Source organism: Streptomyces sp. NPDC088746 (genome assembly GCF_044751065.1).
Taxonomy (GTDB): domain Bacteria; phylum Actinomycetota; class Actinomycetes; order Streptomycetales; family Streptomycetaceae; genus Streptomyces.
Map to the genome: position 1 here is coordinate 930,930 of NZ_JBIVLA010000001.1, position 16,241 is coordinate 947,170.

Genomic DNA, 16,241 nt, shown 5'->3' on the forward strand with positions numbered 1-16,241 from the left:
CGGCCGGTATGCGGCGACCTAGCATGCCGCAACGGGACCGCATTGCCGAGCCATTCGGAGTCGCCCCCCATGAAGCCTCATCGCAGGATCCGTACGTCCCCCTCCATGAGTCCCAGCCCAGGGATGAGCCGCCCGGTGCAGGGCGGGCTGACCGTCGCGGCGCTGGTTCTCATCCCTCTGCTCGCCGTCGCGGGGAGCGACGGCATGCGCGCCGCTTTCGACTTCACCACCGGCGTCCTGACGCTGGTGTCCCTCACCGCCGCGGTCGCCTGGGGCCTGCTGGCCACCGACCGGGTGTTCCTCTCGACCCGCCAGCGGATCGTCTGCCAGGGCATCCACCGGGCCGCCGCCGTCGCCTCCCTCGGATTCCTCCTGCTCCACGGCACGGTGAAGGTCGCCCTGGGGCACGTCGGTCTGCTCGGCGCCCTCATACCGTTCGGCACGGGCGTGAGCGGCACGGCCGGCCTCATCGGCTTCGGCTCGCTCGCCGGGCTGCTGATGATCACCGCGGCGGCGACCGGTGCCATGCGCAGCGCCTTCGCCACTCCGGGCAGGGTCGCCGGCCGCTGGCGCGCGCTGCACGCACTGGCCTACCCGGCCTGGTGCTCCGCGCTGGTGCACGGACTGTACGCCGGCAGGCAACCCGCGACCTGGGTCGTCGTGATGTACATGCTCTGCCTGACGGCGGTGGCCGCGGTGCTCGCCCTGCGGCTGCTTCCCGGTTCCACCAAGCGTCTGCTCACGGATCTGGTCACCGGCCTGATCCGTACGGACGGTCCTCCGTCCGCCCCCGACCCGGTCATACGCCCTTCCCCGCTCCCCCGCGCCGAACACACGGCGCCCCCGGCCGGCCGGGGCCTGCCCCCCGACGCACCCGGCTGGGGCGACGACGACCGCGGCGCGCGCGCTACCCCGGTACGTCCCAGGACGCTTTCGGCCCCGGCGCCAGGAGTCTTCGAACCGCCGAGGTACGAGCCCCAGGCGTACGACCGGCCGCCGTACGGACACCAGCAGTACGGGGCGCCTCCGCACGAACCCCCGCCGCGCAGCTCCGAGCGGCTCACCCCGAGCCCGGTTCCGGCGCCGGCTACGGGGCCCCGGCCCGGCATCTCCGCGGCGTACCGGGCCGTCTCCCGGCCTTCCGGCCGCCCGCCGGAGCCTGCGCACGACCGCTGGCCCGCTCCGACCCCCGCGCCTCCCGCGCAGGCGCTCAGGCCCGTGTACGCCCCGCCCCCCGGCCCCGCATCCGCCCAGGAGACCGAGCAGCTGCCGGGCCCGCTCTACCCGCCCTCCGCAGGAGAGCCCTGGAACACACCGGCAGGAGACCGACCGTGAACGCCCCCCTCCCCGATGTGCCCGAGGTCCGCGTCGTCGGGCTCCCCCAGCTGACCACCGGCTTCGACCTGGTGGAGCGTCTCGACCTCGCCATGCACCTGAAGGTGCACGGCCCGCTCGAACCTATGAGCGGCGAACGGCTGGCCGAACTGGCCGAGTCCATCTCACTGCGGGGCCGCGGCGGCGCGGGCTTCCCCTTCGGGAAGAAGCTCCGCGCGGTGGCGAAGGCCTCCATACGCCGCGGCGTACGGCCGGTCGTCGTGATCAACGGCAGTGAGGGCGAACCCGCCTGCCGCAAGGACACCGTGCTGCTCAACCGCACCCCGCACCTCATCCTCGACGGCGCCCTGCTGGCAGCGGAGGCGCTCGGCGCACGCACGCTGGTCGTGGCCGTCACGCGCAACTCGACGGAGATCTCCGTACGGACCGCCCTGGCCGAACGCGGCCTGTCCGACCGGCGTGGCCGGCATCTCCGCGCCCGGGTGGTGCGCACCCCGGAGCGCATGGTCTCCGGGGAGGCCTCGGCGGTCATCCGGGCGGTGAACGGCGGTCCCGCCCTGCCACCGGGCCGCCGCGAGCGCGCTGCGGAGTCCGGCGTGGGCGGCGCCCCGACCCTCCTGTCCAACGCGGAGACGTACGCGCAGCTCGCCGTCGCCGCACGGCTCGGCTCCCGCCGCTACGGGCACACCGGCCTGTCCGACGAACCCGGCACGGTCCTGCTCACGGTCTCCGGGGCGGTGGCCCGCCCGATGGTGATCGAGGTGCCCACCGGCGTGCCCCTGCGCTACGTCCTGGAGCTGGCCGGCGCCCCGCCGTTGCCCCAGGGCGTGCTCACCGGTGGCTACCACGGCAACTGGATCGACGCGCTCGCCACACACGACGCCATGGTCTCCAGAGCCTCCCTGGCCGCGGCGGGCGGAGCGCTGGGCGCCGGCGCCATCCTGCCGATCGGGCCGGAGACCTGCCCGATCGGCGAGTCGCTGAGGATCGCGAACTGGCTGGCCGCCGAGACCGCGGGGCAGTGCGGCCCGTGCAAGCTCGGGCTGCCGGCCGCGGCGGGCGGCCTCTCGGACGTGCTGAACGGCGGCGGCCCCGCCGCCCTGGAGGCGCTCCGTGAGGTGACCCAGGCGGTGAAGGGCCGCGGGGCGTGCAAACACCCGGACGGATCCGCCCGGTTCCTGGCCTCGACCCTCTCGGCGTTCACGGACGACCTCGCCGCGCACGTGCTGGACGGCGGCTGCGGACGGGAGACGCTCGGGGTGCTGCCGCTGCCTTCACCCGGCTACGAGGACCTGGAGGAGTCCATCCCGAGCGGCGAGAAGCTGGCGGTGGACTGGACGCTCTGCCAGGGCCACGGCCTCTGCGCGGACATCGTTCCCGAGCTGATCAGGCTGGGTCCCGACGGCTACCCGGCGCTCGCGGACGCCACTGTTCCGATGCATCTGCGGGGGCGCGCACAGCGGGCCGTACGGAGATGCCCCGCACTGGCACTCCGTATCGAACAGGCGCCGGCAGAACGTCCCGCGCTCCCGAGCGCACAGCGCAGGGCCCTGGGCAGCGGACGCGGCTGACGCACGCCCCGGCCGCGGCAGAGGTGACGGTCACGACAAGAAGCGGGTCATCCGATCCGGATGACCCGCTTCTTCACTGTGGAGCTAAGGAGAATTGAACTCCTGACCTCCTGCATGCCATGCAGGCGCTCTACCAACTGAGCTATAGCCCCGTGCTGTTTGCCGCCCGGTTCCCCCGGCGACATCGAGAACATTACACGGTCCCACCGGCCCATCAAAAATCGTTTCCACTCTGTCCGCATATGACCGGCGCGTACCGCCCTGACCAGCGGGTTGCTCCAGCCCTGAGGAGCGTGCGCCGGAGGCTCACGGCACGTCAGGCGGTGGCGAAGGAGTAGAACCTCTTCAGGGTGCAGTGCTCCTCGAGGAGCCGGCCGTAGATGGGTTCCCCTTCGAGCTCCCGGTACGTCTCGATGGGGTCGCCTTTTATGATCAGCGCCCGTGCGCACTCCTCGCACCAGTACTGGAACTCCGCGTTGACGGGGTCCATGTCCCGGACGATGGGCGTACCGCTGCCGCACCAGTCGCACTTCCTCCTGTGTGCACCCATCCGGTCAGCTCCGGGGGTGGCCGCAGGCCGTGCACACGGAGGGGCCCTCTCGCGAGGTGTCGGAACACCGGGTCGCGGTGGGTCCATGAGCGGCGGCGCGGTGACCGGCGGAGCGATGGGTCACGGTGGGGACAAAGGGCGGACCCGGGGCTCGTACGCGGCTCGCAGGCATCGCGCTCCCTCCCGATCGGTCCGTCGCCCCCTCCGGCGCTCCGATTCTGCCATGACCCCGCAAGGAGGTCAGCCCGAGAACCGCCCCGCTGGACGGCTTTGCCCTGAAGGAACGGGACCGGAGCGGCCGGCCGGCCTGCGAAGAAGGAGCCGTCGCGCCGTGTCGGCCCTTGTCCCAGGCGGGCCAGGGCAGTTGAGGCATGGCGGCGGGGACCACCGCACCGCATCCTCATGAAAGGCAAAAAAAGATCCCGCCCCCTGCTGGGGACGGGATCTTGACTGTGGAGCTAAGGAGAATTGAACTCCTGACCTCCTGCATGCCATGCAGGCGCTCTACCAACTGAGCTATAGCCCCGCTGTCCGCTGTGTTTCCCTGCGTTTCCGCGCTGCGAACAAAAAGAACTTTAGCCTGCGACGAGCCGGAAAGTGAAATCCGGCCCCCGGCGCCCCGAGGGGGCCTCCGGGCACCCTCTAGTCGTCGTCCCCGAGCACCGGTTCAGGAAGCGTCCCGGCGTTGTGTTCGAGCAGGCGCCAGCCACGCGCGCCCTCGCCCAGCACGGACCAGCAGCAGTTGGACAGCCCGCCGAGCCCCTCCCAGTGGTGGGCCTCGAGACCGAGCAGCCGGCCGATGGTCGTCCGGATGGTGCCGCCGTGGCTCACGACGACGAGCGTGCCCGCGTCGGGCAGCTTGCCGGCGTGCTCCAGGACCACCGGGGCGGCCCGGTCGGCGACCTCGGTCTCCAGCTCGCCACCGCCCCGGCGCACCGGCTCACCGCGCTTCCACGCGGCGTACTGCTCGCCGTACTGCCCGACGATCTCCTCGTGCGTGAGGCCCTGCCAGGCGCCCGCGTAGGTCTCACGCAGCGCCGAGTCGTGCGCGACGTCGAGACCGGTGACCGAGGCGAGCTCGGCAGCCGTGGCCGCCGCCCGCCGCAGGTCGGACGCCACGATCGCGTCCGGCTGCAGCGAGGCGAGCAGCCGGGCGGAGCGGCGGGCCTGCCCGACACCGGTCTCGGTCAGCTCGATGTCCGTGGAACCCTGGAAACGGCGCTCCAGATTCCACGCCGTCTGTCCGTGCCGCCAGAGGACGATCTTGCGGCCCCTGCCGCTGCTGCTGCCGTTCAGCTCTGGTCACCTTCCGTGCCGCCGTTGAGCTGGGCGTGCTCCTCGGCCTTGCCCCGGGTCTTGAGCGCGTCCTCCGGGAGGGCGATCTCGGGGCAGTCCTTCCACAGCCGCTCGAGCGCGTAGAACACGCGCTCCTCGCTGTGCTGGACGTGGATCACGATGTCGACGTAGTCGAGCAGGATCCAGCGGGCGTCGCGGTCGCCCTCGCGGCGCACCGGCTTGGCGCCGAGCTCCTTCTGCAGCCGCTCCTCGATCTCGTCGACGATCGACTTGACCTGGCGGTCGTTGGGAGCCGAGGCCAGCAGGAAGGCGTCGGTGATCGACAGCACGTCGCTGACGTCGTAGGCGATGATGTCGTGCGCGAGCCGGTCGGCCGCCGCCTGGGCGGCGGCGTTGATGAGCTCGATGGAGCGGTCCGTGGCGGTCACATGCAGGCTTTCGTCGGCGGTCAGATCGACCTCTAGGGTCTCACGGACCGCCGACAGCCCTTACGACGTCGGCTCGGCGATCTTGTAGTCCTGTCCGAGGGCGACGGACACGTCGGCGTTCGCGGCCGGCTTGCCCTTCTTCACAGCGCTCTCCGGCAGGCCCAGGGTCTTGGCGACCTCGACCGCTTTCGCCTTGTCCTCGGCGGCCCCGTAGACCACCTCGGACGACGCGGCCGTGTCCGCCTTGCCGCTGTCGACGAAGGAATAGCCCCCGTTGACGAGCTGCACCCTGGCGTTCTCCGTGCCCTTCGTGTCGCCCGTGGCGTTCTTGATGCCGACACGTACGGCCGCGTCCTGGTCCGGGGCCTTCACCTTGCCGCCCAGGACGTCCTTGACGACGCTCTCCGTGGCCGCGTCGGTGAGGGTTCCGTCGCTCTGGACCGGGAGCAGCTCCGTCTCGTAGTCGCCCACCTTGGCGTGACCGGCGAGCTTCGCGAGCGAGGCGCCCAGGTCCTGTTCCGGCAGGGACGGGTCGAGGATCTGCGCGAGGGTCTGGATGGTGACGGTCGCGGCCTTGGGGTCCTCGGACAGCTTGCGCAGCACGCTGCGCATGACCTGCCCGAAGCGCATCAGCTGCTTGGCCTCCGGCTCGTCCGCGCCCTGGTAGGTGGCGTACGCCACGGCCATCGGGCCGCTCAGCGTCTGCGCCTCCCCCTTGTTCACCAGGGGCGCCGCGCCCTTCTTGGAATCGGGCACAGCGGTGTCGGTGTCGACCTCGATGTTGCCCACGAGCTCGACGAGGTTCTCGAGGTACGGGGTGTCGAGGCGCCAGGTTCCGCTGATGCTGGTGCCGAGCAGTGTGTCGATCGCCTCACGGGTGCCGGTGGAACCGTCGTCGTCGACGGACTTGCCGAGCGTGGTGGTGGACCCGTCGTCCGCGGCCACGGCCAGCGAGTTGGGGAGCAGGACGGTGGTGCCCTGCCCGGTGGTGACGTTGTCGACGAGCAGCGCCGTCGAGGTGCCGCCCTTCTTGGTGTTGTGCAGGTGGACGACGATGACGTCCCGCTTCTGCGGTCCCGTCGCCGCCGCGTTCTGCTCGTCCTTGCCCGAGACTCCCGGGATCTTTCCGGCGAACCAGAGATAGCCCGCTCCGCCGACGACCACGAGAGCCACGACGACTATGAGCGCGACCATCCGGTTGTGCCCGCGCCGGCGTGCTTCCTCGCGCCGCTCGCTGCGGCTCTCGGTGAATTTGAGCCAGTCGATGACATCTTCGGAGTCCTCGTCGGGCTCCTCGATGAAGGAGAACTGCTCGGTGCGGTAGTCGCGGTCGGCGCGGCGTTGCCCCGGGAGGGATGCGTCCGCCGGCGGTTCCGGTTCACTCCGCTGTTCCGGGAACGGGGGCGGGGGCGCGGCCGCCGGGGCGGCGGGGGCCTGGGGCGCGTTCCACTGCTGGGTGGAGTCGTCCACGGCGGGCTGCCGGCCTGTGTCGTAGCCGTACGCGCCGTAGCCGCCGTCGTAGCCGTACCCCTGCTGCGTCGGCTGCGCCTGCTGCGCCTGCTGCGCCTGCTGCGCCTGCTGGGCCTGCTGGGCCTGCTGGGCCTGCTGGGCGGCGTACGGGTCGTACTGCTGCTGCGTACCGGCGTACGGGTCGTAGCCGTAGCCCTGCTGCGACTGCCCGTCCTGCTGGGGTTGCTGGGGCTGCTGGGCGTACGGGTCGTACTGCTGCTGGCCCTGCTGCTGATAGACCGGCTGCCCGTACTCGTCGTAGCCGATGATCTGCGGCTGCTGGTACGGGTCGTACGGGTCGTGTCGGTCGGTCACAGGTGCCCCTCTCCGTGGCTCATTCGCCGCGGTACAGCTGGCGCTTGTCGATGTAGCGGACGACACCGTCCGGCACGAGGTACCAGACCGGCTCCCCCTGCGCGACCCTGGCCCGGCAGTCCGTGGACGAGATCGCCAGCGCGGGCACCTCCATCAGCGAGACGCCGCCCTTGGGCAGCCCGTCGTCCGTCAGCAGATGCCCCGGCCGGGTCACGCCGATGAAGTGGGAGAGCGAGAAGAGCTCCTCGGCGTCCCGCCAGGTCAGGATCTGGGAGAGGGCGTCGGCGCCGGTGATGAAGAAGAGGTCCGCGTCGCCGTGGACGGCGCGCAGGTCCCGCAGCGTATCGATCGTGTACGTCGCTCCGCCACGGTCGATGTCGCTGCGGCTGACCGAGAACTGCGGGTTGGACGCCGTCGCGATGACCGTCATCAGATAGCGGTCCTCGGCGGGCGAGACCTGCTTGTGGCTCTTCTGCCAGGGCTGCCCGGTCGGGACGAAGACGACCTCGTCGAGGTGGAAGTGGGCCGCCACTTCGCTCGCCGCCACCAGGTGTCCGTGATGGATCGGGTCGAAGGTCCCGCCCATCACGCCGATTCGGCGCTTGCCGCGGCCGGTAGGCACTTCCTGCTCTCCCATGCGTGCAGACCCTACTGGCACAGCTGTTCGCCTCTGCCTCAGCGGTCTCGGTTGAAGCGGGTGGTGATCCACAGCAGGAGCAGCAGCACGAAGAGCGCGCCGCCACCGGTGAGGTACGGGCTGAGGCTTTCGTGGTTACCACCCTGCTCGCCTTCGGAGGCGAGGGTGACCAGCTGGTGCGCGGTGCTCGAGAGGCTCATCTTCTGCAGGACCTATCCATCGGGAATCAGGAGGGAGACGTCGCGCACATCGTATGCGGGCGCCACGGGCACGCTCACGCCGACTCAGTCGTTGTTGTCGTCGTTGCGGTATCCACGCAGGAGGAACCAGGCGAGCAGGGCGGCGCCGACGAGCGAGACGAGCAGCACGACGCGGAGCGTGTTGCCCGGCCCCTGGTCCTCGGAAACGGCGGCGAGCAAGACGGCGGTGTGCGGCATTCCGGGCGCTCCTCAAAGTTATCCACAGCCCCCCGCACACCGTAGCGCCAGCACATACGCTGGCTTTTGTCAGGGGGACGAGCAACGTCTCGTACGAACAGGGGGCCATCCATGACCGACGCCAGTCACGAGAGCGTGCCGAGCAGGCACCGCAAGCGATTCCCGGACATCTCCTCGCGGGCCTACGAGCATCCGGCGGACCGCTCGGCCCTGGTGGCCCTGCGCAAGCTGAGCGGTTTCGACACCGTGTTCAAGGCGCTGAGCGGCCTCCTGCCCGAGCGCAGTCTGCGGCTGCTCTTCCTCTCGGACTCCGTCCGGGTGAGCGACGCCCAGTTCACGCATCTCAACGACATGCTGCGGGACGCGTGTTACATCCTGGACCTCAAGAAGGTCCCGCCGATGTATGTGAATCAGGACCCGCAGCCCAACGCCATGTGCATCGGCCTCGACGAGCCGATCATCGTGGTGACGACCGGGCTGGTGGAGCTGCTCGACGAGGAGGAGATGCGGGCCGTCGTCGGCCACGAGGTGGGTCATGCCCTCTCCGGACACGCGGTGTACCGCACGATATTGCTCTTCCTCACCAATCTGGCGCTCAAGGTGGCGTGGATCCCGCTCGGCAATGTCGCGATCATGGCGATCGTGACCGCGCTGCGCGAGTGGTTCCGCAAGTCGGAGCTCTCCGCCGACCGCGCCGGCCTGCTGGTGGGACAGGATCTGCGTGCCTCGATGCGCGGGCTGATGAAGATCGCCGGCGGCAATCATCTCCACGAGATGAACGTGGACGCCTTCCTGGCCCAGGCCGACGAGTACGAGAAGGGCGGCGACCTCCGCGACTCCGTGCTCAAGATCCTCAATGTGCTGCCCCGGACGCATCCGTTCACCACGGTCCGGGCGGCCGAGCTGAAGAAGTGGTCGGAGACCCGCGACTACCAGCGCATCATGGACGGCCATTACCCCAGGCGCGACGAGGACAAGGACACGTCGGTGACGGACTCCTTCCGTGAGTCCGCGTCGCACTACGCCGACACGGTGCGCACCAGCAAGGACCCGCTGATGAAGCTGGTCGGTGACATCGCGGGCGGTGCGGGCGACCTCGGCGGCAAGCTCCGCGACAAATTCACCGGAGCTGCCGGCGGGGGCGCGGGCAAGGGCGGCGCTCCGGCCTCGGACGCTACGGACGGCTCCGAGGGGACCTGGCGACGCCCGGATCCCGAAGAGGGCTCCGGGTCGGGGAGCTGACGGCCAGCGTGCCGCAGAGCGCCGCCGCGGGCACTCCCGTGGCGTAGGGGTCGGTGCCGGCGGGCCCCCGGGTGTCCGCCCGCTCGCCCGCGAGCAGCGGACGCAGCACTCCCGTCGTATCGGCCGAGCACGACTGCGGGCCGGCCTGGACGTAGGCGCTGCGGACCTCCAGCCGGTGCAGCCGGATGTCCTCGCGGTCGAGCAGGAAGTGCAGGACGCGGCGCACGGTGAAGAGCGAGGCCCCGTCGGCCCGGTGGGGGCCGGACACGGCGGGCCGCAGCGCGTAGGTGAAGGTGTGGTCGGACACCACCTCCAGGGTGTCCGCCCCCGCTTCCGAGTAGGAGAGGGTGCCCTGGACCCTGATGTCGGAGTCGGCCAGTTCCACCTCGGCCGGATCGAAGCGCACCAGCCAGCCGGTCGCACTGTGCTCGCCGTCGTCAGCCGGTGAGTCCATGCTCCGGTCGAACTGCGCCGTCTGGTCCGGGTCGAGCAGCCGGCCGACCGGCCTCACGACCCCCGCGGTGAGCACGTCGGGGTCGAGGGATGAGCCCACCAGGTAGTCCTTCACCGTGGTCAGGGCGATGGTCACCTGGCTGTCCGAGAAGTTCTTCGTCCGCCGGACCGCCGGGAAGTTGATGCCCGCGGCGCCCGTCCGGTGCCCGGCGGCCGGGCCGTCGGCGAGGAGCGACTCGGCGGCCCCTCCGGGTACGGGGCTCCGGGGGGCGAGCGGAATCACCGTGGTCTGGAGGGGTTCGGCGCGCCTGCCGACGGGCGTCGGGTAGGGGTTGCGGAAGCCGAAGTAGACGGCGGTGGCGAAGGCCAGGGCGATCAGCACGACGAGAGCGATGCCCGCTCTGGAGCGGTGCCGGCGGGCGGGTCGGCCAGGCAGGGAGCGCACGGCGCGCGCGTGGTCGCCCATGCGCTCCTGGGCGGAGAACTCCTGCAGCCGGGCAGCACGGACGAACGACTCGTCGAAGACGAGTGAGCGGTACTCGTCCTCCCCGCCCGAGGGGTTCTCGGGCGGCCCTTCCGGCGGTTCTCCGCGGCCTGTCATGACTTCTCCCGATCTCCGCGCCACCGGCGAGGGCTGGCGCTGGGGTCCGCCTCAGCCGCTTGGCGTCGGGCGGGCCTGTCCGTCACGGGTTCGACACATGGACACGTGACTTGCCCTCTTCCCAGGACGGGAACGAGAGGAGGGATCACAAGGTCATACCTTCAGATTGGGTCGATCCTCATCACGGTAAACGCCCCGCAGGTGGGAGCGCAGGTGGAACGCCGCCGGGAGGACGGCCGGCTGGGCGGCCGGAGGGCGGCCGCGGAGGAAGGCCGTGGCACAGCGTCACCGGGCAGGCGTCACGCCGCCGGACAGGGGCCGCCGTCCGGCGGGAACGGCATCGGCATCCCCCGGGAGCGGCGCTCAGGGGGTGCGGGGAACGGCCGAGACAACAGGGCGGGAGTAGTCGGCCGAGGCCGAGGGAGCCACGCCCGGCTTGTCGACGCCGCTGGTCGCCGGGGGCGGCACCTGGTCCTGCCGACTGGCCGCGGCGCCCCGGTACACGGCGCTGAAGGCCAGCGCCACCATCCCGATCCCCATCATGAGGGCGAGCAGCCAGGCGACCGGCCGGTGCCAGCGCGACGTACCCCGGTAAGGGCGCAGGGAGCCGCCGTGACGCCCGTAGGGGCCGTTGTCGTCCTCGTGGACGGCGTCGGGGTCGTCTGGGTCGTAGAAGTCGCCGAAGGCCCTCTCGCGGCCGTACGCACCCTCCGGGCCGCAAGCGTCGTCGTAGAGGTCGTCGTCCAGGGCTCCGCCACCGGAGCGCGCCCTGCTCGCCTCGGCTTCGGCGCGGGCCTGCGCGGCGGCGAGCAGACGCTCGACCGCGGTGGGTTCGTGGATTTCGGCGGACCGGACGAAGTCCTCGTCGAACACCACGGAGGCGAAGTCCTCGTCCGCGCCCCCGCGGTCGTCGTCGGGCTCCCAGCCGTCCGGGAACGGCCTGCCCCCCACGTCGTCCGGCACAGCTTCAGCGTAGCCCCGGCGGGGCGATTTGGGCAGGGAGCCCGCAGATTCGCCCCCCGCCCGAGGGCTCCGGGCTAACGGATGTGGCCGTCTCCGGTGACGATGTACTTCGTGGAGGTCAGCTCCGGCAGTCCCATCGGCCCCCGGGCGTGCAGCTTCTGCGTGGAGATGCCGATCTCGGCGCCGAATCCGAACTGGCCGCCGTCCGTGAAACGCGTGGACGCGTTCACGGCGACCGTCGTGGAATCGACCAACTGGGTGAACCGCCGGGCCGCGGCCTGCGACGTGGTGACGATCGCCTCGGTGTGACCGGAGGACCAGAGCCGGATGTGCGCCACGGCGGACTCCAGCGACTCCACGACCGCGGCCGCGATGTCGTACGAGAGGTACTCGGTCTCCCAGTCCTCCGGAGTCGCCGGCACGACGGTGGCCTTGGACCCCTCGGCGTACGCGAGCACCCGCTCGTCCCCGTGCACCGTGACCCCGGCCTCGGCCAGCGCGTCCAGGGCGAGGGGCAGGAAGTCCGCGGCGACGTCCTTGTGGACCAGGAGGGTCTCGGCGGAGTTGCAGACGCTCGGCCGCTGCGCCTTGGAGTTGACCAGGATCTCGACGGCCATGGAGAGATCGGTCCGCGCGTCGACGTACACGTGGCAGTTGCCGGTGCCCGTCTCGATGACGGGCACCGTCGACTCCTCCACGACCGTACGGATCAGGGAGGCGCCGCCGCGCGGGATCAGTACGTCCACGAGGCCGCGGGCGCGCATCAGCTCGCGGACCGAGTCGCGGTTCTCGCCCGGGACGAGCTGCACCGCGTCCGCCGGGAGGCCGGAGCCGCCCACCGCGTCACGGATCACCCGCACGAGAGCGGTGTTCGAGGCGTACGCCGACGAGGATCCGCGCAGCAGCACCGCGTTCCCCGACTTCAGGCAGAGCGCGGCGGCGTCGACCGTCACATTGGGGCGGGCCTCGTAGATGATGCCGACCACTCCGAGCGGCACCCGCACCTGGCGCAGATCGATGCCGTTGGGAAGGGTGGAGCCCCGCACCACCTCGCCGACGGGGTCGGGCAGCGCCGCGACGTCACGTGCGTCGGCGGCGATCGCGCGGATGCGCTCCGGCGTGAGGGTGAGCCGGTCGACGACCGACTCGCTCGTCCCGGCCTCCCGGGCCTTCGCGACGTCCTCGGCGTTGGCCTCGACGATCTCGCTGGTGCGCACCTCGAGGGCGTCCGCGATCGCCAGCAGGGCGTCGTCCTTCGCCGCGCGCGGGAGTGGCGCGATGTCGTCGGCGGCTGCGCGTGCCCGGTAGGCGGCCTGGGCGACCGGGGACATGTTGTCGTACGGCGAAAGCGTGGTCATGCCCGCAGGGTAGTGCGCACACTGCGGGCATCCGTCACGTATCCCGTGATGCGAGACAGGCGTATCAGCGCCCGCACACCCGCTTCCGTACGCCCCCGTCAGTACGGGTGTACCCCGACGGGGGCGGCCGGTGGCGGTCCGTAGCCCTCGGCGATGCGCAGGTGGTAGGTCTCCCGGTCGATGACCTCCAGGCCGACGATCTCCCAGGGCGGGAGCTTCGCGCTGGACCGGTGTTCACCCCAAAGCCGCAGTGCCACCGCCGCGGCATCGTGGAGGTCCCGGGCCTCTTCCCAGTAGCGGATCTCCGCGTGGTCGTTGGCATACCGGCTGGTCAGCAGGAACGGATGATCGTGCGCCAGCTGTTCCAGCCCGCGCCTGACCTCCTTCAGCGGTGTCTCGCCGCCGGAGACGCTGAGGGTGATGTGCCACAGCTTGGAGCGGGTCAGCTCCTCGTCCGTCACCACCGGTTCCTGCTCGATGGTCTGGTCGATGGGCGTGCCGACGTAGTCGGCTCCCGCACCGACGCTGGTCAGGGCACGGCTGCCCGTTCCGCGGGGCAGTGCCCCCGGGCGCGCTCGTCTCACCGGCGGCCTCCTGTGAATGTGTAGCTGTGCCGACCCCTCTGTGTCCCCGTGACAAAGTTGACCAGCCCGGGGCGGCGTGTGGGGCGCTTTTCGTGAAGGTCTCCGCCCGAAGGCTGGACTTTCAGCCGTTTCAGGGGGCCGGGCGGGGCGTCAGGACGACGAGATCGTCCCTGTGTACGACTTCCCGCTCGTAGGCCGGGCCCAGCTCGCGCGCGAGGTCGCGGGTGGACCGGCCGAGCAGCTGCGGGATCTCCTTGGCGTCGAAGTTGACCAGCCCGCGGGCGACGGCCCGGCCGGCCGGGTCCCGCAGCTCGACCGGGTCCCCCGCGGAGAACTCGCCCTCGACCGCGGAGATCCCGGCGGGGAGAAGGGACGTGCGGCGCTCGACGACGGCACGCACGGCTCCGTCGTCGAGCACGAGGGCGCCCTGCGGTGTCGAGGCATGGGCCAGCCAGAGCAGCCGGTCGGCCGAGCGGCGCCCGGTGCGGTGGAAGTACGTACCGGTGTCACGCCCTCCGAGGGCGTCGGCGACGTGGCTCGCCGAGGTGAGGACGACGGGGATCCCGGCGGCGGTGGCGATCCGGGCGGCCTCCACCTTGGTGACCATGCCGCCGGTGCCCACACCCGCCTTCCCCGCGCTGCCGATGGTGACGCCTTCCAGGTCGGCCGGCCCGCTCACCTCCGCGATGCGGGAGGTTCCCGGCCTGCTCGGGTCCCCGTCGTAGAGGCCGTCGACGTCGGACAGGAGGACGAGCAGATCCGCGTGGACCAGGTGGGCGACGAGCGCGGCGAGCCGGTCGTTGTCCCCGAACCGGATCTCGTCGGTGGCGACCGTGTCGTTCTCGTTGACGACGGGGAACGCGCCCATCTCGAGGAGCTGGTCGAGCGTGCTGTAGGCGTTGCGGTAGTGGGCGCGCCGGCTGGTGTCGTCCGAGGTCAGCAGCACCTGCCCGACCCGTACGCCGTAACGGGCGAAGGACGCGGTGTAGCGGGCGACGAGGAGGCCCTGGCCGACGCTGGCCGCGGCCTGCTGGCGGGCCAGGTCCTTGGGCCTGCGGACGAGACCGAGGGGGGCGAGGCCGGCCGCGATGGCGCCGCTGGAGACGAGGACGATCTCGCGCTCCCCGCCGCTCCTCACCTTGGCGAGGACATCGACGAGCGCGTCCACCCGATCGGCGTCAAGCCCTCCCGCGGCCGTGGTGAGCGAGGAGGAGCCGACCTTGACGACGATCCGGCGGGCGTCGGTCACACCGGGCCTGCGCCCCGCGCCGCCCCCGGAAGGTGTGCGGAGCACACCTTCGGGCTCCCTTGCCGCGCCTTCGGATTCCCTTGCCCCTGACACGTACGCCCGTCCCCATCACGTCGTCCTGCTCGGTTCCGCTCAATCTACGCGAGGGGGCGGGGCGGGGACCGAGCCGTCTCAGCTGCTGTCACCGCGCGGACGTCATTACACAGACCGGCCGGTCCGGGTCACGTTTCGACATGCGCCCGAATGGGGTCATTTACGCAATCTCCACCTGCCATTCATGGAGCTACCCTCTATTGCGTGACAGATGAACTCTCCCGCCAGAAGCGCATTCTCCTCAGATCGGGCAAAAGCCCCTTCGATGTGGCTTCGCTCGAACAGTCCCTCGCCAGAGATGTCTTCGCGACCAACGCGGGCAATCTGATCTTCAGCGACGCGGCGCACAAGCTTCTGACGACTCCGCGGGCAGAGGTCTTCTCCAACGGCATCCGCACGGATCCGGCGGCGGCCGACCGCATGAACGAGGAGTTCGACGTCTTCGTCGTCCCCCTGGCGAACGCCTTCCGCCCGACGTTCGAGCGCCCCCTGAAGCGGATGACACAGCTGATCAAGAAGCTGCGCATCCCCGTCGTCGTCCTGGGTGTCGGTGCGCAGGCCGACCTCAAGTACGACGCCTCCCGGCTCAAGGCGATGGAGCCGACCGTCAGGGAGTTCGTCACGGAGGTGCTCAACCGCAGCGCCTCCATCGGCGTGCGGGGCGAGTTCACCGAGCAGTACCTCAAGAACATGGGCTTCCGGGACGTCGAGGTCATCGGCTGCCCGTCCATGTTCATGAACGGCGAGACGTTCACGCTCGAGAAGAACTCCGAGTCGCTCACGGCGGGATCCCGCATCTCGGTGAACGGATCGCACAGCGCCGTACGTTCGCACGGCCTCGACGCCATCATCCGTCAGGCCCACAAGCGCTACCCGAATCTGCGGTTCATCGGGCAGAACCTCCTCGAGGCCGAGCTGCTCCACTGGCGGGAGACGTCGAACCCGATCGGCGCCCAGACCTCGATGCCGACCCACCCGTCGCACCCGATGTACCGCGAGGGCAAGGTCCGCCTCTACGTCGACCCGGCCACCTGGATCGAGGAGCTACGCGCGTTCGACTTCTCGTTCGGCTCGCGCATCCACGGGAACATCGCGGCGCTGCTGGCCGGTGTCCCGAGCACCGTGCTCTGCAGTGACTCGCGGACCCTGGAGCTCTGCCGCTACTTCGGCATTCCGCACCGCAAGATCTCCGAGACGCCCAAGAACATCGACCCCGCCGAGCTCTACGAGGCGGCGGACTTCGGCGACCTGGTGAACGGCCACAAGGAACGCTTCCTCCGCTTCACCGGCTTCATGGAGAAGAACGGCCTGGAGAACACCTTCCACCACGGCGACAGGGGGAAGGCGTTCGACGCGCAGATGTCCAAGCTCGCCCTGCCGCCCGCCGTCCGGCCGTGGACCGACACCGACCCCGAGACCCTGAGCAGCCGCTTCAGCTGGCTGCAGAGCAGGCTCGAGGAGCTGACCGAGGAGAACAACGAGCTGCGGCGGGCCCAGCTCACCGGCAGGCCCGACCGCTTCGGCACCAGGGCACGCGGTGGCGCGGGCGCCACGTACAGGCGGGCCCGGCGCGTGGTGGGCAGGCCCGTCAGGAAGTTCCTCCGCCCGGAGCAGTGAGGG

General features: G+C 70.8%; 16 protein-coding genes and 2 tRNA genes. 4 read left to right on the forward strand and 14 right to left on the reverse strand.

What is annotated here, in order from left to right; translation table 11 throughout:
- Nucleotides 1-105 precede the first annotated feature (105 nt).
- Both ACIP63_RS04480 and ACIP63_RS04485 read left to right on the forward strand, forming a co-directional pair.
- On the forward strand, nt 106-1,335 hold the full coding sequence (locus ACIP63_RS04480; protein WP_401511372.1) for a hypothetical protein: 1,230 nt from the start codon (nt 106-108) through the stop codon (nt 1,333-1,335).
- Nucleotides 1,332-2,906 carry a ferredoxin gene (locus ACIP63_RS04485; protein ID WP_401511374.1) on the forward strand — a complete coding sequence of 525 codons (1,575 nt, stop codon included), beginning with the start codon at nt 1,332-1,334 and terminating at the stop codon, nt 2,904-2,906. Before ACIP63_RS04480 ends, ACIP63_RS04485 begins: the two co-directional genes overlap by 4 nt.
- Before the next feature lie 79 nt (nt 2,907-2,985).
- Here the strand turns inward: ACIP63_RS04485 and ACIP63_RS04490 are convergent.
- From ACIP63_RS04490 to ACIP63_RS04530, 9 genes are all read right to left on the reverse strand, one after another.
- Nucleotides 2,986-3,058: transfer RNA gene (locus ACIP63_RS04490), tRNA-Ala, on the reverse strand.
- Between the two features lie 164 nt (nt 3,059-3,222).
- Nucleotides 3,223-3,456 carry a hypothetical protein gene (locus ACIP63_RS04495; protein ID WP_033305681.1) on the reverse strand — a complete coding sequence of 78 codons (234 nt, stop codon included), beginning with the start codon at nt 3,454-3,456 and terminating at the stop codon, nt 3,223-3,225.
- Nucleotides 3,457-3,909: 453 nt separating this feature from the next.
- Nucleotides 3,910-3,982: transfer RNA gene (locus ACIP63_RS04500), tRNA-Ala, on the reverse strand.
- A 116-nt stretch (nt 3,983-4,098) separates the two neighbouring features.
- Complete coding sequence (locus ACIP63_RS04505) at nt 4,099-4,752, reverse strand: histidine phosphatase family protein (RefSeq protein WP_401512262.1); 654 nt, start codon at nt 4,750-4,752, stop codon at nt 4,099-4,101.
- Nucleotides 4,749-5,180 carry a ribosome silencing factor gene (gene rsfS / locus ACIP63_RS04510; protein ID WP_099172529.1) on the reverse strand — a complete coding sequence of 144 codons (432 nt, stop codon included), beginning with the start codon at nt 5,178-5,180 and terminating at the stop codon, nt 4,749-4,751. The genes ACIP63_RS04505 and rsfS overlap by 4 nt, the downstream gene beginning before the upstream one ends.
- Nucleotides 5,181-5,240: 60 nt before the next feature.
- On the reverse strand, nt 5,241-7,004 hold the full coding sequence (locus tag ACIP63_RS04515; protein WP_401511376.1) for an LCP family protein: 1,764 nt from the start codon (nt 7,002-7,004) through the stop codon (nt 5,241-5,243).
- Between the two features lie 19 nt (nt 7,005-7,023).
- On the reverse strand, nt 7,024-7,641 hold the full coding sequence (nadD, locus tag ACIP63_RS04520; protein WP_401511378.1) for a nicotinate-nucleotide adenylyltransferase: 618 nt from the start codon (nt 7,639-7,641) through the stop codon (nt 7,024-7,026).
- A 38-nt stretch (nt 7,642-7,679) separates the two neighbouring features.
- The gene (locus tag ACIP63_RS04525; RefSeq protein WP_164493695.1) at nt 7,680-7,841 is read right to left on the reverse strand and encodes a hypothetical protein; all 162 of its coding nucleotides are present in this window, start codon (nt 7,839-7,841) and stop codon (nt 7,680-7,682) included.
- An 84-nt stretch (nt 7,842-7,925) separates the two neighbouring features.
- On the reverse strand, nt 7,926-8,078 hold the full coding sequence (locus ACIP63_RS04530) for a hypothetical protein (protein WP_356534783.1): 153 nt from the start codon (nt 8,076-8,078) through the stop codon (nt 7,926-7,928).
- Nucleotides 8,079-8,189: 111 nt separating this feature from the next.
- Between ACIP63_RS04530 and ACIP63_RS04535 the strand changes: the two genes are divergently transcribed.
- Nucleotides 8,190-9,320 (forward strand): M48 family metallopeptidase, encoded by a 1,131-nt coding sequence (locus ACIP63_RS04535; protein ID WP_401511379.1) that lies wholly within the window; start codon nt 8,190-8,192, stop codon nt 9,318-9,320.
- Here ACIP63_RS04535 and ACIP63_RS04540 read toward each other — a convergent pair.
- From ACIP63_RS04540 to proB, 5 genes are all read right to left on the reverse strand, one after another.
- Nucleotides 9,253-10,374: a hypothetical protein gene (locus tag ACIP63_RS04540; RefSeq protein WP_401511381.1), complete on the reverse strand. Its 1,122-nt coding sequence runs from the start codon at nt 10,372-10,374 to the stop codon at nt 9,253-9,255. The genes ACIP63_RS04535 and ACIP63_RS04540 overlap by 68 nt on opposite strands.
- Before the next feature lie 363 nt (nt 10,375-10,737).
- The gene (locus ACIP63_RS04545; protein ID WP_401511383.1) at nt 10,738-11,337 is read right to left on the reverse strand and encodes a hypothetical protein; all 600 of its coding nucleotides are present in this window, start codon (nt 11,335-11,337) and stop codon (nt 10,738-10,740) included.
- Nucleotides 11,338-11,411: 74 nt separating this feature from the next.
- The gene (locus ACIP63_RS04550; RefSeq protein WP_401511384.1) at nt 11,412-12,695 is read right to left on the reverse strand and encodes a glutamate-5-semialdehyde dehydrogenase; all 1,284 of its coding nucleotides are present in this window, start codon (nt 12,693-12,695) and stop codon (nt 11,412-11,414) included.
- Nucleotides 12,696-12,793: 98 nt separating this feature from the next.
- Nucleotides 12,794-13,279, reverse strand: coding sequence for a hypothetical protein (locus tag ACIP63_RS04555; RefSeq protein WP_401511386.1), 486 nt, complete (start codon nt 13,277-13,279; stop codon nt 12,794-12,796).
- A 130-nt stretch (nt 13,280-13,409) separates the two neighbouring features.
- Nucleotides 13,410-14,528 (reverse strand): glutamate 5-kinase, encoded by a 1,119-nt coding sequence (proB, locus tag ACIP63_RS04560; protein WP_401512264.1) that lies wholly within the window; start codon nt 14,526-14,528, stop codon nt 13,410-13,412.
- 297 nt (nt 14,529-14,825) lie between these two features.
- Between proB and ACIP63_RS04565 the strand changes: the two genes are divergently transcribed.
- On the forward strand, nt 14,826-16,238 hold the full coding sequence (locus ACIP63_RS04565) for a polysaccharide pyruvyl transferase family protein (RefSeq protein ID WP_401511388.1): 1,413 nt from the start codon (nt 14,826-14,828) through the stop codon (nt 16,236-16,238).
- Nucleotides 16,239-16,241 lie beyond the last annotated feature (3 nt).